The sequence below is a fragment of the Chitinophaga sp. genome (genome assembly GCF_035538455.1).
In the GTDB taxonomy this organism is placed as follows: domain Bacteria; phylum Bacteroidota; class Bacteroidia; order Chitinophagales; family Chitinophagaceae; genus Chitinophaga.
This window is the reverse complement of the sequence record NZ_DATLKJ010000261.1, coordinates 1-26,830: the sequence shown is the minus strand read 5'-3', so window position 1 is coordinate 26,830 and position 26,830 is coordinate 1. Positions and strand designations below refer to the sequence as shown.

Annotated in this window: 25 protein-coding genes; 16 read left to right on the top strand and 9 right to left on the bottom strand. The window is 46.8% G+C overall.

From position 1 onward, the window contains the following. Positions 1–455 precede the first annotated feature (455 nt). Together VM802_RS30125 and VM802_RS30120 are read right to left on the bottom strand one after the other, a co-directional pair. Complete coding sequence (locus VM802_RS30125; protein ID WP_325537856.1) at positions 456–1,505, bottom strand: NAD(P)-dependent alcohol dehydrogenase; 1,050 nt, start codon at positions 1,503–1,505, stop codon at positions 456–458. Between the two features lie 128 nt (positions 1,506–1,633). Further along, on the bottom strand, positions 1,634–1,900 hold the full coding sequence (locus VM802_RS30120; RefSeq protein ID WP_325537854.1) for a hypothetical protein: 267 nt from the start codon (positions 1,898–1,900) through the stop codon (positions 1,634–1,636). 242 nt (positions 1,901–2,142) lie between these two features. Here VM802_RS30120 and VM802_RS30115 point away from each other — a divergent pair, with 242 nt between their 5' ends. The 7 genes from VM802_RS30115 (at position 2,143) to VM802_RS30085 (ending at position 10,315) form a co-directional block, all read left to right on the top strand. Then, positions 2,143–2,505 carry a nuclear transport factor 2 family protein gene (locus VM802_RS30115; protein WP_325537852.1) on the top strand — a complete coding sequence of 121 codons (363 nt, stop codon included), beginning with the start codon at positions 2,143–2,145 and terminating at the stop codon, positions 2,503–2,505. A 136-nt stretch (positions 2,506–2,641) separates the two neighbouring features. Then, the gene (locus VM802_RS30110) at positions 2,642–3,796 is read left to right on the top strand and encodes an NAD(P)/FAD-dependent oxidoreductase (protein WP_325537850.1); all 1,155 of its coding nucleotides are present in this window, start codon (positions 2,642–2,644) and stop codon (positions 3,794–3,796) included. Between the two features lie 132 nt (positions 3,797–3,928). Next, positions 3,929–5,602, top strand: coding sequence for a sodium/sugar symporter (locus VM802_RS30105; protein ID WP_325537848.1), 1,674 nt, complete (start codon positions 3,929–3,931; stop codon positions 5,600–5,602). Between the two features lie 17 nt (positions 5,603–5,619). Beyond that, positions 5,620–7,098: a xylulokinase gene (locus VM802_RS30100; RefSeq protein WP_325537846.1), complete on the top strand. Its 1,479-nt coding sequence runs from the start codon at positions 5,620–5,622 to the stop codon at positions 7,096–7,098. 36 nt (positions 7,099–7,134) lie between these two features. After that, on the top strand, positions 7,135–8,463 hold the full coding sequence (gene xylA / locus VM802_RS30095) for a xylose isomerase (protein ID WP_325537844.1): 1,329 nt from the start codon (positions 7,135–7,137) through the stop codon (positions 8,461–8,463). Positions 8,464–8,475: 12 nt separating this feature from the next. Next, positions 8,476–9,420 carry an aldose 1-epimerase gene (locus tag VM802_RS30090; protein WP_325537842.1) on the top strand — a complete coding sequence of 315 codons (945 nt, stop codon included), beginning with the start codon at positions 8,476–8,478 and terminating at the stop codon, positions 9,418–9,420. A gap of 175 nt (positions 9,421–9,595) precedes the next feature. Continuing rightward, positions 9,596–10,315, top strand: coding sequence for a carboxypeptidase-like regulatory domain-containing protein (locus VM802_RS30085; RefSeq protein WP_325537840.1), 720 nt, complete (start codon positions 9,596–9,598; stop codon positions 10,313–10,315). Positions 10,316–10,333: 18 nt separating this feature from the next. Here the strand turns inward: VM802_RS30085 and VM802_RS30080 are convergent, their stop codons facing one another. Both VM802_RS30080 and VM802_RS30075 read right to left on the bottom strand, forming a co-directional pair. After that, on the bottom strand, positions 10,334–11,437 hold the full coding sequence (locus tag VM802_RS30080) for a S1C family serine protease (protein ID WP_325537838.1): 1,104 nt from the start codon (positions 11,435–11,437) through the stop codon (positions 10,334–10,336). Between the two features lie 13 nt (positions 11,438–11,450). After that, positions 11,451–12,026, bottom strand: coding sequence for an RNA polymerase sigma factor (locus tag VM802_RS30075; RefSeq protein ID WP_325537836.1), 576 nt, complete (start codon positions 12,024–12,026; stop codon positions 11,451–11,453). 130 nt (positions 12,027–12,156) lie between these two features. Here VM802_RS30075 and VM802_RS30070 point away from each other — a divergent pair, with 130 nt between their 5' ends. The 8 genes from VM802_RS30070 to VM802_RS30035 all read left to right on the top strand — a co-directional run bounded on the left by VM802_RS30070 (position 12,157) and on the right by VM802_RS30035 (position 20,590). Next, positions 12,157–12,390: a hypothetical protein gene (locus tag VM802_RS30070; protein ID WP_325537834.1), complete on the top strand. Its 234-nt coding sequence runs from the start codon at positions 12,157–12,159 to the stop codon at positions 12,388–12,390. Between the two features lie 794 nt (positions 12,391–13,184). After that, positions 13,185–14,009: a prephenate dehydratase gene (locus tag VM802_RS30065; RefSeq protein WP_325537832.1), complete on the top strand. Its 825-nt coding sequence runs from the start codon at positions 13,185–13,187 to the stop codon at positions 14,007–14,009. A 12-nt stretch (positions 14,010–14,021) separates the two neighbouring features. Continuing rightward, positions 14,022–15,185: a pyridoxal phosphate-dependent aminotransferase gene (locus tag VM802_RS30060; RefSeq protein ID WP_325537830.1), complete on the top strand. Its 1,164-nt coding sequence runs from the start codon at positions 14,022–14,024 to the stop codon at positions 15,183–15,185. Further along, complete coding sequence (locus VM802_RS30055; protein WP_325537828.1) at positions 15,182–16,024, top strand: prephenate dehydrogenase; 843 nt, start codon at positions 15,182–15,184, stop codon at positions 16,022–16,024. The genes VM802_RS30060 and VM802_RS30055 overlap by 4 nt, the downstream gene beginning before the upstream one ends. Positions 16,025–16,057: 33 nt before the next feature. Continuing rightward, positions 16,058–17,161, top strand: a complete 1,104-nt coding sequence (locus VM802_RS30050) for a chorismate mutase (protein WP_325537826.1) — start codon at positions 16,058–16,060, stop codon at positions 17,159–17,161. A gap of 71 nt (positions 17,162–17,232) precedes the next feature. Next, a complete protein-coding gene (gene aroB, locus VM802_RS30045) occupies positions 17,233–18,258 on the top strand; it encodes a 3-dehydroquinate synthase (protein WP_325537824.1) in 1,026 nt (341 codons plus the stop codon). A 34-nt stretch (positions 18,259–18,292) separates the two neighbouring features. Next, a complete protein-coding gene (gene aroA / locus VM802_RS30040) occupies positions 18,293–19,561 on the top strand; it encodes a 3-phosphoshikimate 1-carboxyvinyltransferase (RefSeq protein WP_325537822.1) in 1,269 nt (422 codons plus the stop codon). Positions 19,562–19,594: 33 nt separating this feature from the next. Beyond that, positions 19,595–20,590 carry a chorismate synthase gene (locus tag VM802_RS30035; RefSeq protein WP_325537820.1) on the top strand — a complete coding sequence of 332 codons (996 nt, stop codon included), beginning with the start codon at positions 19,595–19,597 and terminating at the stop codon, positions 20,588–20,590. A 115-nt stretch (positions 20,591–20,705) separates the two neighbouring features. Here the strand turns inward: VM802_RS30035 and VM802_RS30030 are convergent, their stop codons facing one another. Further along, positions 20,706–21,425 carry an FKBP-type peptidyl-prolyl cis-trans isomerase gene (locus VM802_RS30030; RefSeq protein ID WP_325537818.1) on the bottom strand — a complete coding sequence of 240 codons (720 nt, stop codon included), beginning with the start codon at positions 21,423–21,425 and terminating at the stop codon, positions 20,706–20,708. 160 nt (positions 21,426–21,585) lie between these two features. On the opposite strand from VM802_RS30030, the gene VM802_RS30025 reads away from it, so the two are divergent. After that, the gene (locus VM802_RS30025; RefSeq protein ID WP_325537816.1) at positions 21,586–22,776 is read left to right on the top strand and encodes an acyloxyacyl hydrolase; all 1,191 of its coding nucleotides are present in this window, start codon (positions 21,586–21,588) and stop codon (positions 22,774–22,776) included. 54 nt (positions 22,777–22,830) lie between these two features. Here VM802_RS30025 and VM802_RS30020 read toward each other — a convergent pair whose 3' ends face one another. The 4 genes from VM802_RS30020 to VM802_RS30005 form a co-directional block, all read right to left on the bottom strand. Further along, the gene (locus VM802_RS30020) at positions 22,831–24,720 is read right to left on the bottom strand and encodes a CocE/NonD family hydrolase (RefSeq protein ID WP_325537814.1); all 1,890 of its coding nucleotides are present in this window, start codon (positions 24,718–24,720) and stop codon (positions 22,831–22,833) included. Between the two features lie 74 nt (positions 24,721–24,794). Then, entirely contained in the window at positions 24,795–25,145 is a 351-nt protein-coding gene (locus VM802_RS30015; protein WP_325537812.1) for an MmcQ/YjbR family DNA-binding protein, read from the bottom strand. Positions 25,146–25,226: 81 nt separating this feature from the next. Beyond that, positions 25,227–26,105: a hypothetical protein gene (locus VM802_RS30010; RefSeq protein ID WP_325537810.1), complete on the bottom strand. Its 879-nt coding sequence runs from the start codon at positions 26,103–26,105 to the stop codon at positions 25,227–25,229. Positions 26,106–26,224: 119 nt separating this feature from the next. After that, positions 26,225–26,737 carry a hypothetical protein gene (locus VM802_RS30005; RefSeq protein WP_325537808.1) on the bottom strand — a complete coding sequence of 171 codons (513 nt, stop codon included), beginning with the start codon at positions 26,735–26,737 and terminating at the stop codon, positions 26,225–26,227. Positions 26,738–26,830: the final 93 nt, after the last annotated feature.

Sequence of the window (26,830 nt, the reverse complement as noted above, 5' to 3'; positions counted from 1 at the left end):
AAAAATTATTTAAGAAGATGAAAAAAAGATAACTGCCCGTGCGTGGTGCACGGATATGTTTTTCAATAGCGATAACGGGAATGCTTATACGATTTTGTTGGTTTTACAGGGAACTACTTCATAATGGTGTTTTTATAATAAATGAAAGGATAGATATTGCGTGGTTAATTTCCTTGCTGACAGTCTTACAACTGATCTATAAATTACATGGTTGAATGCTGGTTATTTATTCAGAGCTCTCACAAAAAGTGGCAGTATTCACAATGCAGGACTGCATTTGCAGGCCCTCGGGTAGTTTGTGGTGCTTACAAATTTAGGGTATGTAACAACGCTGTCCTGTTCTGAAATTGATGATTTCTTTGCAAATTTTAACTTGTTTGGCAGAAGCAATTAGCCGTTAGCTGTTAACTTCATTAAAGTTTAACAACTAACGGCTAATTACTGAAAGCTAAGATTTATTTCTTCAGACTTGCAATGTCTATCACAAAGCGATATTTCACATCACCTTTCATCATTCTCTCATATGCTGTATTGATGTCTTCGATGTTGATAACTTCCACATCACTGGCGATATTATGTTCCGCGCAATAGTCAAGCATTTCCTGGGTTTCGCGGATACCGCCTATCATAGAACCTGCAACGCTTTTGCGGCCCATAATCAGATTGAACGCCGGTACCTGGGAAGGTTCTGGCGGAATACCCAGTACGATCATCACACCGTTTATTGTCAGCAGTTTCAGGTAGGTATTATATTCATGCGGAGCAGAGATCGTATTGATTATGAAATCAAACTTACTGCGCAGGGATTTCATTACATCCTTATCTGTGATCAAAGCAAAATGATGCGCGCCCAATTTTCTGGCGTCTGCTTCTTTTGACGGAGAAGTACTCAGCATAGTTACCTCTGCACCGAAAGACGCGGCCAGCTTTACCGCCATGTGACCCAAACCACCAAGACCCAATACTGCTACTTTGTGGCCTTTGCCTACTTTCCAGTGACGCAATGGAGAGTAGGTAGTTATACCTGCACATAATAAAGGTGCTACACCTTCCAGCGGCAGTTTGTCGGATACTTTGAGCGTATATTTTTCATCCACTACGATACTGGTAGAATAGCCGCCATAAGTGAGCGTTTTGCGGTCCATCTCATAGCCGTTGTAAGTACTGGCGTTCCCTTCTGCACAATACTGTTCTTCACCAGCTTTGCATGGGTCGCAAACGCGGCAGGAATCAACAAAGCAGCCGATACCTGCCAGGTCGCCTACTTTAAATCTGGTCACATGATCACCAACTTTTGTGATACGCCCTACAATCTCATGTCCTGGCACCATGGGGTAGATGGAACCGCCCCATTCATCTCTTACCTGGTGGATATCAGAGTGGCAAACACCACAATATGAAATCTCGATCTGTACATCATGGGGACCCGGTTCCCGGCGCTCAATGTTCCACGGACCGAGCGGTGCTGTGGCGCTCTGCGCTGCATAAGCTTTTGTTGCAATCATTGGATTTTAATTTGAACCGAATCTACGAAAACTATATCTTATCATGATATGAAAAAAAGACGACGACCGGTTGTAAACGCCGTCGATGCAGGCAGTTACAACCGGTCGTTATGATCTTTTTCTATTGATCAATCTACTGGTTCAAAACAAGGAAAATTACCAGAAATAGTATAGATGCGGCTCTTGGAACCATCGCTGAATACATACTCATAATAACAGTACCAACGGGTTCCTGCATGATGAGAGGGCAGCCATACCTTCCTGCCTGTTTCACAAATACCGTTCACCAATTTCTGACCTTCGCCTGTACAGGTGTCGGTGGCGGCGGGTTTAAAAGCTAATAGCATACAAACAGCAATGATACATACTGTGATGAGGGAAATACAAGTTTTCATACAAATGTTTTTAGGGTAATTGTAATGAGGATAACCGGAGTTATAAAACAAGTATACGGATTCAGGTATGCTACCTAATTTAACCAATTCTTCCGGTATCTGAACAAAAATCTGAAGCTCGAAAAGATAGCAAATGTGTGTACTTCATCTTTCAGCTTTTTATTAACTTTATTTTGTGTGTCTCATCATCAAAGACTGTCCTGTTTCCCGTCAGAACCTGCTCATACTTAAATCTACATATCATGACAACAAAAGAACTACTGGACATTTACTATGCCGGCTTCGCAAAGAAGCAGGGCTGGGAATCAGTGATAGCTGATGATTTCAGGTTCATTGGCGGAGATATGACCAAACGGGAGCCGTTTGTTGGTAAAGAAACATATATCGGGATCATTGGCAGATTTTCGCAACTCTTTACAGACATGCGTGTGAAGGAAACTTTCGTGGCGGGTAACAGGGCCTGCGTCATCGCAAACTACGACTATGTTTTTCCGCGGGGAAAGATCAATGGGGATGTGGTGGAGCTATGGAACGTTAAGGATGATAAGCTCGATTCTCTTACGATTTATTTTGATACGCATACTTTCATGGAGATGTCGACCTGATACCGTAGGTTAATCAGGTAAATGAAATTCACATATAATCTTTATTTTTAAAGAGGCTATTAGCTTCCAGCTGCTAATATTAACGGCTAACGGCTAATAACCTCTTTAAAGGAGTGCCCTATATAAACCTCTATCCATGCTGAGTTATTGGGAGAAGCAAAGTCTACTTAAATATGATTACATCGTTGCCGGCAGCGGTATCGTTGGACTATCAGCCGCTATCACGCTGAAAGAGCGGGAGCCCAAATCCAGGGTATTGGTACTGGAAAGGGAAATATTGCCCACAGGCGCCAGTACCAAGAATGCCGGCTTTGCCTGCATTGGTAGCCTCACGGAGATCCTGGCCGATTTGCAAACAATGCCGGTGGAGGATGTACTGAACCTGGTGGCGATGAGGCTTTCCGGGCTTGCGTTGCTGCGGGAACGCCTGGGCGACAAGCATATCGGCTACCGGGAGAACGGCAGTTATGAGCTGATTGGTACCAAACAGGAATGGGCGCTGGATCAGCTTAAAGAGATCAATGAGATGATGCGCTTCCTCTTCAACGACCTTCCTGCTTTCACACTCACGAACGAAATGCTGACTCCCTTCGGCTTTGCAAAAGAGTACATCAAAGCCGTTATCCGTAACAACTTTGAAGGTGAGCTGCACACCGGTATGATGATGCGTGCCCTGATAGATCTTGCCATCCATAGCGGTGTAGAAATAAAAACCGGTTGCCTGATAGACCACGTAGAAGATTTTCATACAGGCGTCAGCGTTGTTGTGAATCATCATACCCTGAAGGAGTCAGTGGTATTTGAGGCCCATAAGCTGTTGATTTGCACCAATGCATTCACCAAACAGCTGTTTCCTGATGAAGATGTAGTCCCTGGCAGAGGGCAGGTGCTGATCACCGAACCGGTGAGCGATCTGCCTTTCAAAGGCATCTTTCATTTTGAGGAAGGCTACTATTATTTCCGTGAACTGGATGGGCGCATCCTGCTGGGTGGCGGCCGTCAACTGGATTTTGCAGGGGAGACGTCTACAGCGTTTGTCTTCAATGACCGTATCCATCATGAGTTGGAAGAGTTGCTGCACCGGGTAATATTGCCTGGCCGTAGGGTAGCCGTAGCTGACAGATGGACCGGTATTATGGCCTTTGGAAAAACTAAGCAACCTATTATTAAAACATATTCTGAAAATATTATCTTAGGGGTCCGTATGGGCGGAATGGGCGTTGCGATCGGCTCTGTCATAGGAGAAAAGATAGCAGCGCTTGCACAGGGAGCAATCAGCAGAGAGCTATAGGCAGGCTTTAGAGGGACAATGAAAACAAGGATAACGTCCGTGTGCCCATTCAAGTGTATTTTTTACGTTTATTTCCGTTTTATTACTATATTGTTCCATTTTATCATCATTCATAACCACGTTTGAACAGTTATGCAAAATTTACTTCACAAAGTGGATTACCTGGTATTCCTGGTATACTTTGTTATTGTGGCCGGTTACGGTTATTACATCTACCAAAAAAAGAAAAAGGCTTCTACTGACTCCAAAGACTTCTTCCTTGCTGAAGGTTCCCTTACCTGGTGGGCTATCGGTGCTTCGCTGATCGCTTCCAACATTTCAGCAGAACAGTTTATCGGGATGTCCGGTTCCGGCTTTACTATGGGCCTGGCCATTTCTACCTATGAATGGATGGCAGCTGCAACACTCATTGTAGTGGCGGTTTTCTTCCTTCCCATCTACCTGAAAAACAAAATCTACACTATGCCTCAGTTCCTGGAACGGAGGTATAACCAGACGGTTAGCACCATTATGGCGGTGTTCTGGCTGCTGTTATATGTGGTGGTGAATCTCACATCCATACTATACCTGGGTGCGCTGGCTATCAACAAAATTTCCGGTATTAACTTCTATGTATGTATGGTGGCATTATCCTTCTTCGCGGTGCTGATCACACTGGGCGGTATGAAGGTTATCGGTTATACGGATGTGATACAGGTATTCTTCCTTATTCTCGGCGGTCTTGCTACTACTTACCTGGCGTTGCAACTGGTGTCGGAACACTTCGGAACTACCGGTGTGCTCAAGGGGTTCAGCCTGCTGCGTGAACATGCAGATGATCATTTCCACATGATCTTTAAAAAGGACCAGCCGCATTATCTAGATCTACCGGGACTCAGTATTCTCGTAGGGGGTATGTGGATTGTGAACCTTAACTACTGGGGATGTAACCAGTATATTACGCAGCGTGCGCTGGGTGCGGATCTCCGTACTGCCCGCAGTGGCCTGCTCTTTGCCGGCTTCCTCAAACTGCTGATGCCGGTGATTGTGGTATTGCCTGGTATTGCTGCTTATGTATTGTACCAGCAGGGTTTATATCATAATGAGATGTTGAAAGACGGATCACTGAATCCGGATAACGCTTATCCTGTGTTGCTTAACCTGCTGCCTATAGGGCTGAAGGGGCTTGCATTTGCGGCGCTCACCGCAGCAGTAGTAGCTTCCCTGGCAGGTAAAGCCAATAGTATTTCTACTATTTTCTCACTGGATATTTATAAGAAGATTTATAATAAAGATGCCGATGAAAAGACTATCGTGCGGGTGGGTCGCACCACGGTGATTGTCGCGATGGTTATTGCAATCATAATATCCAACTTCCTGGGTATCGACAAAAAAGGCGGATTCCAGTTCATACAGGAATATACCGGCTTCGTTTCTCCGGGTGTATTTGCGATGTTTATCATGGGCTTCTTCTGGAAGCGTACTACATCAGGTGCAGCTTTATTTGCGATGATCGCTGGTTTGCTGATGTCGTTTGTGCTGAAGTTCCTGCCGTTGTGGGTGGATCTGCAGCCGCTTTACCAGATTGGCTGGGCTGCTCCGAATGCGGCTGGTGTTTATGAAATGGCATTTATCGATCGTATGGCCATAGTGTTTGTGGTGTGTATCGTTGGTATGATCGTCATTTCGCTGGCAAATCCGGCAAGTAAGAATAATCCGAAAGGGCTGGAAGTGGATGGCAGTATGTTTAAAACCGCTATGCCATTTACAATCGGCGCCCTGCTCATTATAGGTTTGCTGATCGCGTTGTACACAGTTTATTGGTAACCTATATAAATGAGAAAATGTATTTTATTGGTTTTGATATAGGTTCCTCTTCTGTGAAGGCAGCTTTACTGGATGCGGCGAGTGGCAAATGTGTAGCGGCTGCATCCAGTCCGGCAAAGGAAATGCCCATCCGGGCGCCACATACCGGCTGGGCAGAACAGGACCCTGAAAGTTGGTGGCAGGAGCTGATCAATGCTACCAGCCTGCTGCAAAAGCAGTATCCTTTTGATTCCGCAGCGGTAGGTGGTATTGGTATCGCCTACCAGATGCACGGACTTGTATGTGTAGATAAGAATCAGGAGGTATTGCGTCCTGCCATTATATGGTGCGACAGCCGGGCAGTGAACATTGGAAACAATGCTTTTAAGGAGTTGGGAGAAGAATATTGCCTGACACATTTGCTGAACTCTCCGGGAAATTTTACCGCATCCAAACTGCGATGGGTATGCGAAAATGAACCGCAGGTATACGAGCGCATACATAAGATTATGCTGCCCGGCGATTACATCGCCATGAAGCTGACTGGCGAAATTGCTACTACTGCTACAGGATTGTCGGAAGGCACTTTCTGGGACTTTAGGGAAGGCGCTGCCAACAAAGCTCTGTTACGCCATTATCATATTGCGGATGAACTACTGGCGCCACTGGCGCCGGTCTTCGGACTGCAGGGAACACTCTCTGCTGCCGCAGCTGCTGCATTGCAGTTGAAAGCAGGGACACCTGTCACTTACCGTGCCGGTGATCAGCCCAACAATGCCTTTTCGCTGAATGTGCTGCAACCTGGCGAAGCTGCCACCACCGCAGGTACTTCAGGTGTGGTGTATGCTGTGCACGATCAAAATACTTTCGATCCGAAGAGCCGTGTGAACACTTTTGTGCATGTAAACCATACTGCAGCGCAACCGCGTAACGGCGTACTCATGTGCCTCAATGGTACGGGTATCGCCAATAGCTGGCTTAAAAATATCCTGGGTAATGTCTCTTATGAAGAGATGAATAGCGTTGCAAACGGGGCGCCGGCAGGTGCTGGTGGTTTGCGGGTATATCCCTTTGGAAATGGCGCGGAGAGGATACTGGAAAATAAAAGTATAGGCGCTTCCGTTAGCCATCTCGATTTCAATCGTCACAGCCCGGCGCACCTGATGCGTGCTGTGCAGGAAGGGATTGTGTTTGGTCTTAAATATGGTATGGATATCATGGCGGATATGTCGCTGGATATAAAACGGGTACGGGCTGGCCATGCCAATATGTTTCTTAGCCCGTTGTTCCGCCAGGTATTTGCGGATACATCCGAAGCAGTAATTGAATTATACGATACAGACGGCGCCCAGGGCGCTGCACGGGGAGCGGCTGTAGGGGCCTCTCACCTGGATATGAACAATGCATTCAGAGGCATGGAGTGCCTCGCCGTAATAGAGCCGGATGCTACCCGCAGCAAGCAATACAGAGAGATTTATTTCTCCTGGCTGGAAGGGTTGCACCGTATGTTGCCCTAGCGGTTACTACTATACGACATTTTAAAATCCACATTTATGAGCATTACACTTGGTAACCATGAGTATTTCAAAGGCATTGGCCGTATTCCATACGAAGGTCCGCAGTCGGACAACCCGCTGGCCTATCGTTGGTATGATGAAAACCGTCTCGTGGCAGGCAAAACAATGAAAGAATTATTCCGCTTTGCGGTGGCCTACTGGCACACACTCTGCGGCACCGGTGGGGATCCCTTCGGCCCCGGCACTAAAAAATTCCCCTGGCTCGCGGCCACAGATCCCATTCAGAGCGCAAAGGACAAAATGGATGCGGCGTTTGAATTCATCACTAAACTGGGGCTTCCTTATTACTGCTTCCACGACGTAGATCTTGTGGATGAAGGCGCCAACATTGCTGAATACGAAAGCCGTATGCAGCAGATTGTGGATTATGCAAAACAAAAACAGCAGGCATCAGGCGTTAAGCTGCTCTGGGGCACTGCCAATGTTTTCAGCAACCCGCGTTATATGAATGGCGCAGCTACCAACCCGGATTTCTCTGTGGTGGCTCATGCCGGCACACAGGTGAAAAACTCCCTCGATGCCACTATTGCGCTGAAAGGTGAGAACTATGTGTTCTGGGGCGGCCGCGAAGGCTATATGACCCTGCTCAATACTGATATGAAACGTGAACAGGAACACCTGGCACGCTTCCTCACTATGGCCCGCGATTATGCACGCAAACAGGGATTCACCGGAACTTTCCTCATAGAGCCTAAACCCTGTGAGCCTACAAAACATCAATACGATTACGACAGCGCCACAGTGATAGGTTTCCTTCGGCATTACGGCCTCGACAAAGATTTTAAACTGAATATAGAAGTTAACCATGCAACCCTCGCAGGGCACACCTTTCAGCATGAGCTGCAGGTGGCTGTTGATGCAGGTTTCCTGGGTAGCATAGATGCCAACCGCGGCGATCAGCAGAACGGATGGGATACTGACCAGTTCCCCATGAACCTCAATGATCTCGTGGAAAGCATGCTCATCATATTGGAAGCCGGTGGCTTCGGCAGCGGCGGCGTTAATTTCGACGCTAAAACCCGCCGCAATTCAACAGACCTTGAAGATATATTCCATGCCCATATCGGCGGTATTGATGCGTTCGCCCGTGCTGCTGTCATCGCAGAGAAAGTGCTGACGCAGACGGCTTACCGCAAGTTCCGTCATGATCGTTATGCATCCTTTAACAGCGGCCAGGGTAAAGCCTTTGAAGAAGGCGGCCTCACGCTGGAAGATCTGCGTACTTTTGCCATCGCGAACGGAGAGCCGGTGCTTGTGAGCGGCAAACAGGAATGGCTGGAGAATCTAATCAACGCATGTATCTGATAAAAATCTATTATGACCATACAAACGTTTCAGCAGGATGGGTTTGACATCATCGCCCTGGTAGATCAGCAATCCGGCACACAGGTAGAGATAGTGCCTGCACATGGTGCGCTCCTTCATGCATTTAAAGTGAACCGCAACGGTGAAGCCATCAACCTGATAGACAGCTACAGCAGTGTGGAAGATCTGCAGAACAACCTGCACGATAGTTTTAAGAATGTGAAACTGAGTCCTTTCGCATGCCGTATAAAAGATGCGCAATATCAATGGGAAGGTACTACCTACAGTATTGAAAAAACTATTGCGCCGGGAAATGCTATCCACGGCTTGTTATATGATGCCGCATTCACTGTAAAAGCGCAGCAGGCTGATAGCAACAGCGCTTCGATTACGCTCACTTACAGCTTTAATGAAGGAGATACGGGCTATCCATTCAGCTATGATTGTGAAGCCACCTATACACTGCGTCCGGGAAATGACCTGACAGTTACCACACAGGTGACTAACCGCAGTAAAGTGTCTATCCCATTGATGGATGGCTGGCATCCGTACTTTGCCACAGGAACGCCGGTTGATGAGCTCGTGCTCACTTTTGCATCAAAAGAGATTGTGGAGTTTGATGCGAAACTGATTCCTACCGGAAAGGTGCTGCCCTTCACTGAATTCGTTCATGGTAAAAAACTGGCAGGGGTGGAACTGGATAATTCATTTGTGCTGGATTTCGTGCAGGCGCAACCGTTAGCTACCCTGACGGACCCTGTAAAGAATATCAGCATTGCTTTCTTTCCTGGTGACAACTATCCCGTTCTGCAGGTGTATATTCCCCCGCATCGCAAAAGTATTGCAGTGGAAAACCTCAGCGGCGCACCCAATGCATTCAATAATGGGCTGGGACTGGTTACCCTCGCAGCGGGAGAAAGCAGGACATTTGATACCCGTATCAAAATCACTGTCTGATCTCATTCTGATAATAATGATGGAAATCCTCCGGCTGCAAAGCGGAGGATTTTTCATTTTTGCCAATACAATTTTCTTTAATTTGTGAATGGATTAGGAGATGAACAATGTACATACTGAAGTGTTTGTTCAGGAGAGGAAGGATAGTCAGGATTTTTAAACAGGTTCAAATTTTATGAAGGTACTCACGCGCATTATTGCATTAGGCTGTATACTCAGTATGTTGTCCGTACAACTGGTAAAGGCGCAGGTTACGGTTACGGGGCAGGTATCAGACAGCAACAGGCTGGTATTGCCTTACGCGACTATAACAAACGTCAACACCGGCAGGCACGCCCAGTCTGACCAGGGTGGTTTCTATAAAATACAGGCATCCCGTAACGACAGGATCGTGATCTCTTTCGTGGGGTATCTGCCTGATACTTTCAGGGTCGCCCGGAATGAAGGCACCGAAACCGTGAATGTAAAGCTGGTGGTGGCCGGTAAGTTCCTGAAAGGCGTGGAGATCACTTCACAGTATACACCTTATCAGCTGGACTCCATGGAGCGCCGTCGTCAGTATGCATACCTGCTTGACCTGCCGGATAAACACCTGGTAGGTGAGAGCACCCCTGTTGGCGCCGGGATCGTTTTCAGTCCGATTACCCGTTTTTCAAAGCGTGAAAAGCAGAAGCGGCAGTTTAAGAAGAATTATGAAGACATGGAGAAGGAAAAATACATTGACTCCCGTTTCACGCCGGTGCTGGTGAGCCAGGTAACAGGCCTGAAAGGTGATTCACTGCAGCTGTTTATGCGCGACAACTACCCTGATTATGGAACTATACGTTTATTGGGTAACAATGATCTGCTGTATTGGATCACCGACAGATACAAGGTGTGGAGTAAAAAGAAATAACTACATACCTAAATAAAATCAGTTGTACACTTTCACCAGGTACACAAAGTCTTCGAGTTTTTTGATCTGATCTACCCGGTTTAGACCATCGAGGTGGCTGGGGTGGTGAGAGGCCCATTCTTTCTTTGTGCCTTTATCTTTAGCCATTTCATCCAGCAGGCGTTTCAGGTGAGCAGATTTTACAGCGAAGGCAATACCATCTGAGGTGGTCTGCTTGCCGGTAACAATACCGATCACATCTCCTTTATTGTCCAGGAGGGGAGCGCCACTGTTGCCGGGATTCACAGGGATGGATACCTGGTAGGCAGTAGTATCGCCGTTGAAACCTGTTCTGGCGCTGATGTAACCTTTGCCATAAACCACTTCATCGCGGGGGAATCCCATAGTGAAGACTTCTTCACCTACTTTAGCGGTTTGAGGCTTGAATGCGTATGGTAGTGGCTGGCCTTTGAAGGTGGAGTCGGCAATTCTTAATACCGCCAGGTCGCTGGAAATATCTTCAAATACGCTGACTGCTTTAAAAGCTTCGCCTTTGGTGTTCTGTACGTAAACGGAGTCAGCCCCGGCAACTACATGATAGTTGGTAACTATATAGCCGTTGCCGGAAACTGCAAAGCCGGTACCTCCGTATGTGCCCGGATTAAGGGGCGCTTTATTCTTGTTGTTGTTAATATCTTTTATAAGAGCGTTCTGGGAGCGTTGAATGTTGTTCAAAACCCGTCTTACGTCCTCATATTGAGCGGTAGTATTTTTCCGGGCTGCGTTCTGCATGACAGCAATGGTAGACAGGGATGTTACCAGGGCAATGCAGGCAGCGGCTGCCAGGTTGGTAATGGTTCTGCGGCGGATGGAAACCACTTTGGCTGTATGGGTAGCTTCAGCGGCTTGTTTGCGGAGGGTAGGCATATCCAGTTGCTGGTGTATCCTGTCCATTTTATCCTGCAGAGACTGACGCTGGCCAAAGGTTCCTAGTTGCTGGAGGAAGAAAATGTGTTCCTCCACTTGTTGGTTAATGAGAGGGTTGTTGCGGCGCAGTTCTTCAAAAGCGGCTTTTTCCTGTACGCTCATTTCCCCTTCCAGGTAACGTTCAATTTCACGTAATAAGATCATATCTTCTTTCATAGCCGTTTGCTGCTTATAGTGATGTATTATACTGATCAAAAAATAATTTCTTCAGGCGCATAAGGCACTTGTATTTCTGGTTTTTGGCATTTTCGGCATTGGTATAACCGAATTTGTCTGCTATTTCCTGCATGGATCTTTTATGCAGGTAATAATCTTCCAGGATGGTTTTACAAGGCTCTCCTATGCTTCCCATGGATCGTTCCATTATCCTGAACTGTTCATCCCTGGCTTCGTGGTCATCTAATGCTTCTGTTGCCGGGATCGTTTCTTCCATTTCAGGTGGAATGGCGTATATTCCATAGGTGCTTTGCATTTTCTTTAGCCAAAGGTGGCGGGACACAGCATATAAATATGTTTTTAACCGGCTGGTTAAAATAAATTCGCTGTTGCTCGCTTTTTCATAAAGAACAATGATCGCTTCCTGGAAAATATCTTTTGCGTCGTCTTCTGATCCGTTATGCTGAAGGATCATCCTTAGTACTACCGGAAAGTTCTCTGAATAAATGGTTTCCAGAGACTTATCATCGTTCTTTGCCAATCCCAGCAGTAATTCCCGGTCTCTTGTTATGTCTTGATTATGCTTCACTCTTAATACTATTATTAGGCATTTGGTAACCCAAAGTACCGAAAAAAAAATTTTTAAAAGTTTGGGTTACCTTTTGTTGATCCCGGTATAAAGGGTAAATCATTCAAAAAACACCTTAAATTATTGTACGATGAAGAACGTAATTAAATTTGGTTTCTTAGCACTTTCTTTTGGTCTGTTCGCAGTTGCTTGCGGTGGTGGTGAAAACAAATCTGCTGTTGACTCTGCTGCTACTACTGCTACCAGCGCTATCGATTCAGCTGCTCACGTAGGCGATTCAGCTGTTAAAGCTGTTGTTGACAGCGCTAAAGCTACTGTTGATTCAGTTGCTGCTAAAGTTGATTCTGCTGCTGCAAAACACTAATTAGATTACCGAAAGGTTTTATATCAACCGTTCCGGCTTAAACCGGAACGGTTTTTTTATGCCTGTTCCTATACGATTACATATTATTTTCCTTTAATGGATTGGATTAAGCCATTGGGAGGATTACCATACAAATATGTTGCCTGAAAGCGGATGTCAGTAGCGGTGCCGGACGAAAGACGGGGATTATTCCTGAAAAACCACCACGCTACAGCCCTGATCAGTACAAGAATACAGGAGTATAGGTGGACTTGATGTGGACTTGATATGGGGTGTTTAGCAGGTATGCATCAATGAGGCGGTTTTCTTCCAACCTGATCCTGCTTACTATTCAATGTTTTGAAAATATTCAATTATCCAGGGGGTTCATTAGAAAAAACCTATATTTTGAATAAGGGGGTTGGATAATTAAAATCGTAACGTATTTTTGTCGTGCATTCAAAAGCAACATAGCATAATGACTACTTCACAAGCGACTTTTGGCTTTTTTGGCTTTTATTATTTCTGGTACCAGGAATAGGGAGGTCGTTTGTAAGTAAAAAATAAAAGACTACAAAAAGGCCTCCCGGAAAGGGAGGCCTTTTTAATTATCAAATATCGCTATATGTCTAACCGTCGATTTAACACTTATTATTTTTATTACTTCTTTTTTGCGAAGAAGACGGGGACTCGTTTGCAGTAAAATAACTTTACATAAAAAGTAACAAGCAAAGGGTCCCGCAGGTCGGGGCCCTTTCTGTTTCAGGTAGCTAGTTGCTACAGCAACTATAAAAAATAAAATCAATCAGATACACATGAAAATCGCCATACAGGGATTCGAAGGAGCTTTCCACCAGGTAGCCGCTCAGGGATATTTCGGTAAACAATCGGAAATAGAAGCCTGTGCCTCTTTTCCTGAGCTGATACGCAAGGTAAAACAGCAACCGGACGTGGACGGGGGCGTAATGGCCATCGAAAACTCCATCGCTGGCAGTATCCTGCCTAACTACACCCTTATCAAAAACTCCGGGCTTCACGTGATTGGTGAAATATACCTGCAGATCAACCAGCACCTGATGCTGTTGCCAGGCCAGACCATGGAAGATATCCGCGAAGTGCATTCCCATCCTATGGCGCTTTTGCAGTGCATGGATTTCCTGGAGAAATACCCGCATATCAAACTGGTGGAAACAGAAGATACCGCCCTCAGCGCTAAGCACGTACGCCAGAAAAAGCTGAAGAGCGTGGCAGCCATTGCAGGGAAGCTGGCGGCAGAGATATTCGAACTGGATATCATCGCTCCCAACATACAAACCAATAAAAACAATTATACCAGGTTCCTGGCACTTTCAAGAAACGAAGTACCAGTACCTCCTGACGCCAATAAGGCATCCGTATATTTCCAGACCAGCCACGAGCGCGGCTGTCTGGCCAAAGTGCTCACCAGAATTGCAGACGCAGGCATCAACCTCTCCAAACTGCAATCTTTTCCGATACCGGCGAAAGAATGGAACTATTATTTCCATGCCGATATGGAATTCGAAAACCTGGCGCACTTCGAAAAAGCGCTCACCAAAATAGAACCGCTTACCGAACACCTGAAAGTGCTGGGTATTTATAAAAAAGGGAAAACGCATTAATCAGTTTCAGCTATGCAGATACAGGTTGCTAAAAGATTACAGGGTACAGAAGAATACTATTTCTCAAAGAAATTAAGGGAGATAGATGAAATGAACCAGACAGGCACCAGGGTGATCAACCTCGGGATCGGTAGCCCGGATCTCCCTCCTCACCCCTCTGTGGTGGCTACTTTACACGAGCAGGCTGCCCTCTCCACTACCCATGCATACCAGGGGTACAAGGGCATCCCGGCTTTACGTAAAGCCATGGCCGACTGGTATCAGCGCTACTATCAGGTGACGCTGAACCCTGATACGGAAGTGCTGCCGCTCATTGGCTCTAAGGAAGGCATTATGCACATCTGCATGACGTACCTGCAGGAAGGTGATGAGGCATTGATTCCTAATCCGGGATACCCCACTTACCGTTCAGCAGTGAACCTCAGCGGGGCTACAATTGTAGAATATGACCTGGAAGAAGCGAATGGCTGGCTCCCTGATCTGGATGCCCTTGCGCAGAAAGATCTGAGCCGCGTGAAACTGATGTGGGTGAACTACCCGCATATGCCTACCGGCGCTAAAGTGAATAAAGAATTTGCCGCAAAGCTCATTGCTTTTGCCAAACAGCATAACATCCTCATCTGCCATGATAATCCGTACAGCTTCATCCTGAATGAACAGCCGGAAAGCCTGTTGCAGTTTGAAGGCGCCAAAGATGTGGTGCTGGAGCTGAACTCGCTCAGCAAATCATCCAACATGGCCGGATGGCGTGTAGGTATGCTTGTGGGTAAGGCTGCCTGGATTTCGGAGGTGCTGCGTTTCAAAAGCAATATGGACTCAGGCATGTTCCAGCCGCTGCAGATGGCTGCTGCCACTGCATTACAGCTCGATAAAAGCTGGTACGATGACCTGAATAAAATATACCGTGCACGCCGAGAGAAAGTATTCCAGCTGCTGGACCTCCTCGGATGTACTTATGATAAAAACCAGGTAGGCATGTTTGTATGGGCTAAAATTCCGGCGATTTATGCTGACGGCTATACACTGAGCGACGAGGTGCTGCACAACGCCCGTGTATTCATCACGCCAGGCGGAATATTCGGAAGTAACGGTAACGGCTATATCAGGATAAGCCTTTGTCAGGATGAAAAGGTTTTCCAGGAAGCCATTGACAGGATTAAAACAGCAAGGCAATGATTGTAACAATATTAGGAACAGGTTTGATCGGTGGTTCGCTGGCCATCACCCTTCGTGAGAAGGGCGTTGCAGAGCGTATCATCGGTGTGGATAACAAACCAGAGAATCTTCAGCGTGCAATTGAGCTGAACATTATTGATGAAGGTGCATCACTTGAAGATGCGATGCTCCGCTCAGACCTCGTTGTACTGGCCATCCCTGTGGATGCACTGTTGCAGGTGCTGCCGGTAATTATGGATAAAGTTCGTCCTGGTCAGGTGATCATGGATGTAGGATCAACAAAAGAAAAAATTCTGGATCTCGTTGCCGGTCATCCCAACCGCGGCCGTTTTGTTGCTGCCCACCCGATGGCCGGCACGGAGTATTCCGGCCCGGATGCAGCTATACGCAACCTCTTTACACATAAAACCATGGTGCTGTGTGATGTGAAGAACAGCGATGACGATGCACTGGAAATGGTGGAAGATATGGTCGACAAATTGCAGATGCGTACCGTATACATGAATGCGGAAGAACACGACCTGCATACTGCCTATGTTTCGCACATTTCGCACATCACCTCTTTTGCGCTGGCACTGACGGTACTGAAGAAGGAGAAAGAGTCCGGCCGTATCTTTGAGCTCGCGAGCGGTGGTTTTGAATCTACCGTAAGGCTGGCAAAAAGCTCACCGGATATGTGGGTGCCCATTTTCAAGCATAACCGCCATAATGTGCTGGATGTGCTGGATGAGCATATTAATCAGCTTCAACAGATCAAAACATTACTGGAAGAAGAAGACTATGATGCCTTCTACAAGCTGATCCAAAAATCTAATAAAATCAGAAAAATCCTTAAATAAATAAATTCTAACAATCTACTTAACTTCAATACTATGGTACAGACAATGGAAGAAATATTATCAAAGACCAAATTCTCAGATCCTTCCTCTGACAAGAAGCCGCTGATCATTTCAGGCCCCTGCAGCGCAGAAACAGAAGACCAGGTGTTAGCTACAGCACTGGCCTTACAGAAAACCGGTAAAGTGGATGTGCTCCGCGCCGGCATCTGGAAACCCCGTACCCGCCCCGGTTCCTTTGAAGGTATCGGTACCAAGGGTCTTGCATGGTTGCAGAAAGCACGCGAACTTACCGGCCTGCCGCTGGCTGTGGAAGTAGCTACTGCAAAACAGGTTGAAGACGCGCTGCATTTCGGTGTAGATATTCTTTGGGTAGGAGCCCGTACTACTGTGAATCCATTCTCTGTACAGGAAGTGGCTGACGCCCTGAAAGGAGTGGACACTACGGTGTTGATCAAGAACCCGATCAATCCTGATCTGGAACTGTGGATCGGTGCAGTGGAAAGAATCCAGAAAGCAGGTATTAACAAGGTAGGTCTGATCCACCGCGGATTCTCCAGCTACGGTAATACGCAGTACCGCAACGCTCCCATGTGGCACCTGGCTATTGAGCTGAAACGCCGTATGCCTGAATTGCCGATGATCTGCGATCCAAGCCATATCTCCGGCCGCCGCGATATCTTACAGGAAGTATCCCAGGAGGCAATTGACCTCGACTACGATGGTCTGATGCTCGAAACTCATGTGGATCCTGATAACGCATGGAGCGATGCCAAACAGCAGGTTACTCCTGAAAAACTGGCAGAACTGCTAGATGGTATTGTATGGAGAAGAGAGCATACCGATAAGAAAGATTTCAACTCTGCACTGGAAAAACTGCGTGCTCAGATCAACCAGGTGGACGATGAAATCATGCTGCTGCTCAGCAACCGTATGAAGATCGCTGAAAAGATCGGTCTGTACAAGAAAGAAAATAACATCACCATTCTCCAGACTAACCGCTGGAACGAAATACTGGACCGCAATATCGCTAAAGGCGAAAAACTGGGTCTGACAAAAGAGTTCATCCTGAAATACTTTGACGCGGTACACCTTGAGTCTATCAACCGTCAGAACAGGGTGATGAATGATGAGAAATAAAACGGCTAATAGCAAACAGCTATTAGCTGTTTGCTGATGGCATTTACTGACAGCTAAAAGCTAACAGCCAGATGATTAAAGAAACTCACCGGTTTCAGCAGCAGGAAACTACTTACCTGTTAGGTGAAAGCCTGCTGCAGCTGGGTAATCATATAGACAGGAACAGGGCCGTGGTGGTGATTGATGAAAATGTGGAAAGACATCATGGGTATCACCTACATAACTGGAAGAAAATAGTGGTGCAGGCGGGTGAAGATGTGAAGAACATGGCCACCGTTGAAAAGATCATAGATGGACTGGCAGCATTTGAGGCGGACCGTAAAACTACGCTGGTAGGTATTGGCGGAGGTATGATCACAGATGTGGCCGGCTTTGCAGCGAGTATTTATATGCGTGGCATACCGTTCGGCTTTGTGCCCACCACTTTACTAGCGCAGGTAGATGCGTCTATTGGCGGCAAGAATGGGGTAAGCCACGGCAAGCATAAGAATCTGCTGGGCATTATCCGTCAACCTTCCTTTATTCTCTTCGATTACGCGCTGCCGCTCACTATGCCGGATGAAGAATGGCATAACGGGTTTGCAGAGATCATCAAATATGCATGCATCATGGATGCCCCGTTATTTGATTACCTGGAAGTGAACCGTGAGAAGGCGCTTTCCCGTGATGTAGCTGTATTGCAGCATCTCGTGGAAAGATCGGTAGCGGCGAAAACGAAAGTGGTACTGGAAGATGAATTTGAGAACGGGCCGCGTCGCTGGCTGAACTTTGGGCATACGCTGGGGCATGCTGTAGAAAAGCTGGAGCATATTGCACATGGTAAAGCAGTTGCTATTGGTATGGTAGCTGCAGCACGCTTTTCTGAAAAGCTGATGGCGCTGCCGCAGGAACAAACGTTGCGCCTGATCCGGCTGATCAGCGATTATCATTTGCCGGTTGCTTTCACATCCGATAAGGAAGCAGTATTTGATATTTTCAAACTGGACAAGAAACGCGATAAAGATGCCATCCATTTTGTTTTGCTGGAAGAGATAGGAAAGGCCACCACATTGGCGGTGCCTATCACTGAGTTGAAACAGCTGATGGAGGAACTGTAATTTTTAAACTTAATAAAGCGGACGATAATATATTATGCAAGTCACTGTATCACCGGGCAGCATCAGGGGCGCCGTTACGGCCAACCCATCCAAAAGCGCGATGCAGCGCGCAGTAGCCGCAGCGCTGCTGGCAAATGGAAAGACCATCATCCGTAACCCCGGCCTCAGCAATGATTGCCTGGCTGCACTGGAAGTAGCCGAAAACCTGGGCGCAAAGATCAAAAGGGAACACGATTATTTTGAAATCACCAGTAACGGTGTAAAGCCCTTCTATGATGAGATCAACTGTGGAGAATCCGGACTAGGTATCCGCATGTTCACACCCATAGCTGCGCTGGCCTCACTGGCTATCACTATTTCGGGACATGGCAGCCTCACCACCAGGCCCATGCATTTCTTTGAAGAGGTGCTGCCTCAGCTGGATGTAAAGTGTTCCACACAGGACGGCAAGCTGCCACTGCACATACAGGGACCCCTGCAGCCCAAAAACATCACCATAGACGGCTCACTCAGTTCACAGTTCCTGACAGGCTTGCTGATGGCTTATGGTGCTGCCGCAGAAGATGTTACCATCACCGTAAAGGATCTGAAAAGCAAACCATACATTGCGTTAACCCTTCAGCTGATGGAACATTTCGGTGTTACTGTCAGAGAAGAAAATTTTGAACAGTTCCATTTCGGAAAGAAGCAGGCTTATAAAGCATGCGACTATACCGTAGAAGGAGACTGGAGCGGCGCCGCCTTCCTGCTGGTAGCCGCTGCAGTAGCAGGAAAAGCAGAGATACAGCATCTCAACAGCGCCTCTGCACAGTCAGACAAGGCTATCCTGGAGGCGTTGGAAAAAGCGGGCGCATATATCCTGCCCGGTGTGTTTACCTTCAATATCGAGAAGCATAGTCTGCGTCCATTTGAAATGGATGCAACAGACTGTCCTGATCTGTTTCCTCCGCTGGTGGCGCTGGCTGCTAACTGTAACGGTACTACGAAGATAAAAGGTGTAAGCCGTCTTGCTCATAAAGAGAGCGACCGTGGTCTCACCCTGCAGCAGGAGTTCGGCAAGATGGGTATAAAAATAGACCTGGAAGGCGATTATATGCTGATACATGGAGGCACCGGTATCAAGGGCGCTACCGTATATTCGCATAATGATCACCGCATTGCTATGGCCTGTGCCGTAGCTGCGCTTACTGCCAGCAGTCCTGTTGTGATTGAAAACGCGGAAGCGATCAATAAATCCTATCCGGAGTTTTATGATCACCTGCAGTTATTAGGCGCAAATGTAGATACAGTAGCAGTAAGCTGATAGCTATCAGCTAAACTTATAAATCATCAACTTGTGAACAGTTTTGGCAGAATATACAGAGTAACCGTTTTCGGGGAATCCCATGGCGCCAGTGTAGGCGTGAACATTGATGGCATTCCTGCCGGTATTCCTTTGAAACAGGAAGATTTCTTAGCAGACCTGGAACGTCGCAAAGGCGGTGCAAAAGGCACTACGCCCAGGAAGGAAGAGGATCTGCCTTTCATCAAATCCGGCGTTTTCAATGATCATACTACAGGCGCACCCCTGACAATTCTCTTCGAAAATAACAATACACGCAGTACAGATTATGAGAAACTGCGTGAGTTCCCAAGGCCCGGCCATGCAGACTTTGTAGCTACTGAGAAATTCGGCGGCTTTGAAGATTACCGTGGCGGCGGGCATTTCAGTGGCAGGCTTACATTGAATCTGGTAGCTGCCGGCGTAATTGCCAAGAAGATACTGGGAGAAGATATAAAGGTGAATGCCTTCATCAAGGAAGTAGGTGGTTATGCGGATCCGGAAGAAGGCCTGAATGCAGCTATCGCTGCAAAGGATTCTGTAGGCGGCATTGTGGAATGCACGGTGGACGGGCTGCCTATCGGCCTGGGCGAACCTTTCTTTGATTCGCTGGAATCAGCATTGGCACATGCGGTGTTTGCAATACCGGCTATCAAAGGCGTTGAGTTTGGTGCAGGTTTCGCTGCGGCCAAAATGAAAGGACTTGAACACAACGACCCCATCATCGATAAAATCGGTAAAACGGCTACCAACAATGCCGGCGGGGTAGTGGGAGGTATCACCAACGGTAACCAGCTGGTTTTCCGTATAGCCGTGAAGCCTACGTCCAGCACGCCAAAGGAACAGCAGACGCTCAACATTAAAAGCGGTGAAGTGGAAACCTTCAGTGTTAAAGGGCGTCATGATCTCTGCATTGCCCTGCGTGTACCGGTAGTACTGGAAGCCGTTACAGCCATGGTACTGGCGGATTTCATGCTGCTGGAACAAAGGAGGCCGAGAATCTGGAAATAGTCTTCCATCATAGAGCGAAGGCCCGTTAAAGTATGATCTTTAACGGGCCTTCGCTTTTCTATCTAAAAGTAATCTTATGTCCTCATCTCTATCTCACTCATCAAAAATCATCGTCCTACTTAACGATCTCCAGCAGTTCTACGTCAAATACAAGTGCGCTGCCAGGACCAATTTTAGGGCCTGCCTGACGATCGCCGTATGCGAGATCAGCAGGAATGAACAGTTTCCATTTGGAACCAACCGGCATCAGCTGCAGTGCTTCTGTCCAGCCTTTGATAACGCCGCTCACCGGGAAGGAGATCGGTTCGCCTCTTTCTACTGAGCTGTCAAATACAGTACCATCGATCAGCGTGCCGTGGTAATGTGTTTTGACTTTATCATTGATAGTAGGCTTAGGACCATCGCCAGCTTTCAGTATCTGGTACTGTAAACCGCTGGGAAGCGTTACGATTCCGGGTTTGGTTTTATTTTCTGCCAGGAATTTCTCACCGGCTTCGCGGTTCTTTGCAAATTTTTCAGCTTTCAGCTTTTGCAGGTAGTTACTTATACTCATATCACTTTGCTCTTTTGAAAGTACTAATTTCTGGTTCTTTAACACATCCTGTATTGCTTTTGTGAGCAGGGCGGCATTGATATTTTCCAGTCCCTGGGCTTTCAGGTTGTCGGCTATATTCAGACCGATACCATAGCTTACGGAATCTATCTTGCTTTTCAGGACAGATGTGCCTGCAGCGGCTTTCACAGCAGGTTTGGATTTAGGTGCAGGCTTGGTCTGGCTGAAGGCCGGTAGTACGAGTAACCCCAGCATACCTGAAAATAAATATCTTTTGTACATAAATGTGTAATTGTCAGTAATATTGATTTTAAAATAAGGTTGTTTTTGACAAGGTCTACGCAAGTTAACGAATAAACCATTTACCAGGCAAGCCTTTTGCTGTAATGCAAAAAATCTGCTTCAGCCGGCTCTGCGTACATTATTATCATGATGTGAATCTATGAGAAGAATATTACTAACCTGTTTGCTACTCTTAACCGCATACTGGCTGCAAGCCCAGGATACCATTGTTACTGACCTTTGGAGCAGGGCTAAGAAGAACCCCAACCTTGGCCGGTTCAAGTTTATTGAGATGAAGATACACAGTGGCTCGCATCTCTATAACGGGGATGCCCTTTCCGAATTTCTTGAAAGAGGGTACGAGTCTGTGGAAGTGCGTCTTGGCTGGCAATCCACCGGCATGCATGATTGGGAAAAGGCGTTTAACTATCCCAGTTATGGTCTGGGTTTCTATACTGGCTGGATAGGTGATCCTACTATACTTGGCAATCCCAGCGGGCTATATAGTTTCTTCAATGTGCCGCTGCACCGCCGCAAGCGTCATCATTTCGAGGCCGGGCTTGCATTGGGCTTCACCTATGATCTCAACACCTACAATCCTAAAACGAATCCGCTGAATGACGCTATCAGCTCCAAAGTGGATGTGTACTTCAACCTCAGCGCCGGTGGCGTGTGGAAGGTATCCGAACAATTTGACCTGATGTACGGTGTGGATCTTACGCACTTCTCCAATGGGCGCACACATACGCCCAACCTGGGACTTAATATGGCCGGGGTGAATATAGGCGTACGCTATCATTATAACACGATCCGCAAGGTGGTGCAGCAACTGATAGACAGCACCTACCTGGCGCCGTTGCGACCAACCTTCATTACCTCTCCGATGAAGCCGGTGAGGTATGGCGGACAACTAAGCCTGTATGGTGCTTTCGGCGTTGTGCAAAACGACAGCCATGAAAGCAACGGCGGTTTTTATGGAACGGCATCGGTAGTGCTGGACTATAGCTGGCGCTACGATCATATCGGCAGTTTCGGGGGCGGTATCGATGGCTTTTATGATGGTTCACTGGGTACAATCTATGCCAAACGTTTTGGCCGGGTGAGAACATCTGATAAGATGCTGGCAGGTGCACATATCGGACATATCCTGCACATACAGCGATTTGATATCGTTACACAGGCAGGTACTTATTTCTGGCGAAGAGATGGGGAGAAGGGAGACATGTTCCTCAGGGTTGCCTTGCGTTATAACGTCAGCAAATATGGCTTCCTGCAAGTAGGGCTGAAAACGCTTAACGGCGCTGCTGCCGACTGGATTGAATGGGGTGGCGGAGGAAAGATCGGCCTGTGACGGGGGCCACAGTCCGAAGTATTTTGTTATTTGGGTATTTTGTTATTTAGGTATTTATTTAAGTATGGGCAATTCTATATGTGAAGGATGCTGCGCATCGTGATAGATGCGGATGGTAGCTTTCCTGAAATCTTTGTCATCTGCATTGTAAATATCCATGAACTGCTGCGGATTGCGGTCCACGAGCGGGAACCAGCTACTCTGCACCTGTATCATGATCTTATGTCCTTTTTTGAAGGTATGCGCCACATCCGGTAAGGTGAATTTCACCTCTGCAGGCTGGTTGGGCACAAAGGCTTCCGGCTTCTCAATGCTGTTGCGGAATTTGCCGCGCATGATTTCGCCGCGTACCATCATCTGGTAACCACCCATCGGATAAGTGGAAGAGGGTACTCTGCGATGTTCGCTTGGCGCATCTTCTTCATAGGTGAAGTTATCGGGAAACACGTCAATCAGTTTCACTACAAAATCTGCATCTGTGCCGGAAGTGCTGGCAATAATATCTGCTACTACCGGACCTGCCAGTGTAATATCATTTTCCAGCACGGTAGTTTCAAACGCCACTACATCCGGACGGCGTGCAGCAAAGCGCTGATCGTCGGTCATATAGGTGATGGTACGGTTGAAGTGTACATCTTCCGTATAAGGAACGGGCTTCGCGGGATCGCTTACGTACTCGCTGAAGCTATTGGCTGCAGCTGGTTTGGTGAAGGCCAGCCTGCCATCAGGCTGCAGGTAGATCGGTTGCTGCTGTATAGGTGCAGGAGGCCATTGTTGAAGTTTTCTCCAGTTATTTTCACCTGTGAAGAAGATAGTTGCTTCCGCAATATCCGGCGCTTGTCCTTTCCCTTTCAGGTAATAGTTGAAGAACGGCACTTCGATGCTGTCTGCATAGTAAGTGGAGGTATTGCTGCCAAAGCGCACATTGCCGAGATGGGTACCATCATTGGAGGCCCACTGACCGTGATACCACGGTCCCATTACAATACGATTGTTTGCTTTGGGATTTTTTGCTTCAATGGTTTTATAGGTGTTCCAGGCGCCGAAGCAGTCTTCCGCATCAAACAGACCGCCTACTTCCAGCATGACGGGTTTTACATTGGTCAGGAAGTTGCGTACGTTGCGCGCTTTCCAGAATGCGTCATAAGTGGAATGGGCGTACATCTCATGCCAGAAGGGAACTTTATCGCCGATGATCTTTGCAAAGTTTTTCAGTGCGCCTGTTTCCAGGTAGAATTTGTAGTTATCGCGGCTGTAATAATCATAACCTTTTGGGCCTACTTTAGTAGGCGCAGGATGAGGGTGATCAAATACCGTGTAGAAAGAGAATGCATCTGCGATGAAGAAAGCGCCATTGTGGTGGAAATCATCACCAATGAACCAATCCGTAACGGGGGCCTGGGGGCTTACTGCCTTCAGGGCAGGATGACCGCTGAGTGCGCTCATGGTGGAGTAGAAACCGGGATAGGAGATACCGAATATACCGACGTTGCCGTTGTTACCTTCAAGGTTCTTTACCAGCCAGTCGATGGTGTCATAGGTGTCGCTGGCTTCGTCAATATCATTCTTACCTTTCTTGTCAGGATTAAAAGGGCGTACGTTTACAAATTTGCCTTCGCTCATCCAGGCGCCTCTTACGTCCTCTATCACCATGATATAACCTTCGTGCAGATACTTGTTGTAGTGATTGCGGTAAATTGCGCGGAAGTCATCGCCATAAGGTCCGGCGGAGTAGGGCGTACGCGTCATCAGGATCGGATGTTTCTCTGATTTGTCGTTCGGCATATAGACAGATGCGAATAATTTTACGCCATCCCGCATGGGTATGTACACTTCTTTTTTGGTGTAGTGCTCGCGCATCCAGAGTGAATCCTGGTTAACGGCCTTTGTTGTAACCGGCAACAGGAACAGGCTGGCGCAGGCCAGCTGCAGCCATTTTCTCATAAACATTATTATTTTTTGGTAGGGGCTAAAGTACCAAAAAAAACAGGGAATAGAAGGAAGAAATGGGTGAACGGTTACCTGAAGAGTTTCTCTCTTTCTTTTTTGGGCAGGCTGGCCACAACAAGATCATATGAATTTCTGATCCATTCCTGCAGCAGTTTATTGGAAATACCTGCGCGTACAGCTACGGTATTCCAGTGTTTTTTGTTCATATGGTAGCCAGGAGTTACGCCTTCGTAGCGTTCGCGCAGTTCTACTGCTTCGTCCGGATCACATTTCACATTGATGCTTTCAAACTCTTCGATGTTGGTCAGTGTAAACATCTTCCCGGAAACTTTATATACCAGTGTTTCTTCTCCAAAAGGAAATTCTTCTGTTACACCTGGTAATGAAAGGCAATATTCCTGGAATTGAGCGAGATCCATACGTATGTATTTTTCGCGAAGATAATTATTTGTGTGGAGTTAGCTATCAGCAGACAGCTAATAGCTAACTCTCTTTGTTCCTTAGTTCAATACATTGTAGGTGTAAGTGATTTTCACCGGACCTTCCGGTGATGTGTAGGATTGTTCGCTGATGTAATTGGTGTTGCTTACTGTTTTGTTGGTGATGATAATATCGCCAGGGACATCTCCGTCAATAATTTTCATTTTCACCACATCATTGGCTCCCCATAAAAAGTGATATTTGACATCCAATACTTCCAGTGCCAGTGGAGGATTTTTGAGAATTTCAGCATAGAGGACATTCCGGTTGTTCCCATACTCCAATGTGTATTTTGACGTGAATACATCCTTGCTGCCTGGACCAGAGAGAGACTCGTAGTAACCATTATAGTCAAACATTGTGAGATTGTTGCCGGTAAAGGTTATCTGGATATAATCCACTGACTTGCTCCATTGTGTACGAATGGTGTCTTTACTCCCTATAGCCACAATTCTGTTGGAGGCATCGAGTACAGTGTTGGTGGAATCCGTGCCTCTGGGCTGACCGGTTGCCTCATCAAAGAATTTGTGGTAGACAGCCAGCTTGCCGGTACTCCGCACCACAGAATCAATTGATGCAAGAAACATTTTTTGGGTAGTTCTGGAGGTCTGGTAGTTTTCAGACCTGGTGACCAATCCATCTTTATAAATGTAATTGCTGTACTCCCAGTCTTTACCTTTTTCATCGTAGAACCAGGCGGTTTTAAGCAGGCCGTTATCATAAATGAAACTGTCCAGTCGGGTGCCATTCACATACACAGCTCTCATCTGATAGATAGGGCCGGTTGGCGGATCTACTGGCACAGGATCTTCTTTCTTAGAGCTACATGCTGTGGTGGCAGACAGTAAAAACAGGGCTGCTGCAAATTGCAACAGGCGGTTGTGGTTAAGTTTTAACATGGCGTGATAGGTATGATAGAGGGTTTATGAAAAACATGTTACACTTGATGGGTTAATCGGGGTTGATAAAATCGTATAGTCCTGTACGTATAACGTACAGGACTATTGGCAGCTTTGGATTATAATTTCTGTATGCTGATAATTACACGGGAATAGCGGGCGTAGGTGATTTCCACCTCCTGTCCGGCGCGGTAGCCATCGAGTGCTCCGCGCATCCAGTAGTACAGGCGTTTCTTCCTGTTCTCGTTAAGTATCATAATATTAGTCTGTGTATCGTTGTTCTCCAGGTACACCGCTTCCATAGGCGCCTGCAGGGTACCTTTCTGTAAAGCAACCAGGTCCTTCTTTAAGGCCCAGTAGCGTATATCCGTTACCTTGATCAGTGCAAACACAAGCGCAATCACAAAACATATCAGCCATACCCAGAACCAGATATTCTTGTATGAAAACAATGACTCATCTGCATCTCCAAGCCGGTTATGTGTGTACAGGTAAAGCTGAGGGATTACAGCAGCCACAAACATCAGGCTTACACCTATCGACGCAAATTTAGTTAGTTGCTGTTTGTTCCTTTTTAATGCCTCTTGTAAAAGAAAGTTTTCCTCAGTAGTGATAAAAGTATAATCTGGCATATTTTCAGATGGTTTTTCAGTTGGCTAATATATAGATAAACAATTAATTAACATAATTTATATATATGATTTTTTGTGAGTTGATTGTTATTT

Excerpts from the sequence above, each read along its gene's own strand:
- VM802_RS30125 (WP_325537856.1), bottom strand. The coding sequence starts at position 1,505 with ATGATTGCAACAAAAGCTTATGCAGCGCAGAGCGCCACAGCACCGCTC.
- VM802_RS30120 (WP_325537854.1), bottom strand. The coding sequence starts at position 1,900 with ATGAAAACTTGTATTTCCCTCATCACAGTATGTATCATTGCTGTTTGT.
- VM802_RS30115 (WP_325537852.1), top strand. The coding sequence starts at position 2,143 with ATGACAACAAAAGAACTACTGGACATTTACTATGCCGGCTTCGCAAAG.
- VM802_RS30110 (WP_325537850.1), top strand. The coding sequence starts at position 2,642 with ATGCTGAGTTATTGGGAGAAGCAAAGTCTACTTAAATATGATTACATC.
- VM802_RS30105 (WP_325537848.1), top strand. The coding sequence starts at position 3,929 with ATGCAAAATTTACTTCACAAAGTGGATTACCTGGTATTCCTGGTATAC.
- VM802_RS30100 (WP_325537846.1), top strand. The coding sequence starts at position 5,620 with ATGTATTTTATTGGTTTTGATATAGGTTCCTCTTCTGTGAAGGCAGCT.
- xylA (WP_325537844.1), top strand. The coding sequence starts at position 7,135 with ATGAGCATTACACTTGGTAACCATGAGTATTTCAAAGGCATTGGCCGT.
- VM802_RS30090 (WP_325537842.1), top strand. The coding sequence starts at position 8,476 with ATGACCATACAAACGTTTCAGCAGGATGGGTTTGACATCATCGCCCTG.
- VM802_RS30085 (WP_325537840.1), top strand. The coding sequence starts at position 9,596 with ATGAAGGTACTCACGCGCATTATTGCATTAGGCTGTATACTCAGTATG.
- VM802_RS30080 (WP_325537838.1), bottom strand. The coding sequence starts at position 11,437 with ATGAAAGAAGATATGATCTTATTACGTGAAATTGAACGTTACCTGGAA.
- VM802_RS30070 (WP_325537834.1), top strand. The coding sequence starts at position 12,157 with ATGAAGAACGTAATTAAATTTGGTTTCTTAGCACTTTCTTTTGGTCTG.
- VM802_RS30065 (WP_325537832.1), top strand. The coding sequence starts at position 13,185 with ATGAAAATCGCCATACAGGGATTCGAAGGAGCTTTCCACCAGGTAGCC.
- VM802_RS30060 (WP_325537830.1), top strand. The coding sequence starts at position 14,022 with ATGCAGATACAGGTTGCTAAAAGATTACAGGGTACAGAAGAATACTAT.
- VM802_RS30055 (WP_325537828.1), top strand. The coding sequence starts at position 15,182 with ATGATTGTAACAATATTAGGAACAGGTTTGATCGGTGGTTCGCTGGCC.
- VM802_RS30050 (WP_325537826.1), top strand. The coding sequence starts at position 16,058 with ATGGTACAGACAATGGAAGAAATATTATCAAAGACCAAATTCTCAGAT.
- aroB (WP_325537824.1), top strand. The coding sequence starts at position 17,233 with ATGATTAAAGAAACTCACCGGTTTCAGCAGCAGGAAACTACTTACCTG.
- aroA (WP_325537822.1), top strand. The coding sequence starts at position 18,293 with ATGCAAGTCACTGTATCACCGGGCAGCATCAGGGGCGCCGTTACGGCC.
- VM802_RS30030 (WP_325537818.1), bottom strand. The coding sequence starts at position 21,425 with ATGTACAAAAGATATTTATTTTCAGGTATGCTGGGGTTACTCGTACTA.
- VM802_RS30025 (WP_325537816.1), top strand. The coding sequence starts at position 21,586 with ATGAGAAGAATATTACTAACCTGTTTGCTACTCTTAACCGCATACTGG.
- VM802_RS30020 (WP_325537814.1), bottom strand. The coding sequence starts at position 24,720 with ATGAGAAAATGGCTGCAGCTGGCCTGCGCCAGCCTGTTCCTGTTGCCG.
- VM802_RS30015 (WP_325537812.1), bottom strand. The coding sequence starts at position 25,145 with ATGGATCTCGCTCAATTCCAGGAATATTGCCTTTCATTACCAGGTGTA.
- VM802_RS30010 (WP_325537810.1), bottom strand. The coding sequence starts at position 26,105 with ATGTTAAAACTTAACCACAACCGCCTGTTGCAATTTGCAGCAGCCCTG.
- VM802_RS30005 (WP_325537808.1), bottom strand. The coding sequence starts at position 26,737 with ATGCCAGATTATACTTTTATCACTACTGAGGAAAACTTTCTTTTACAA.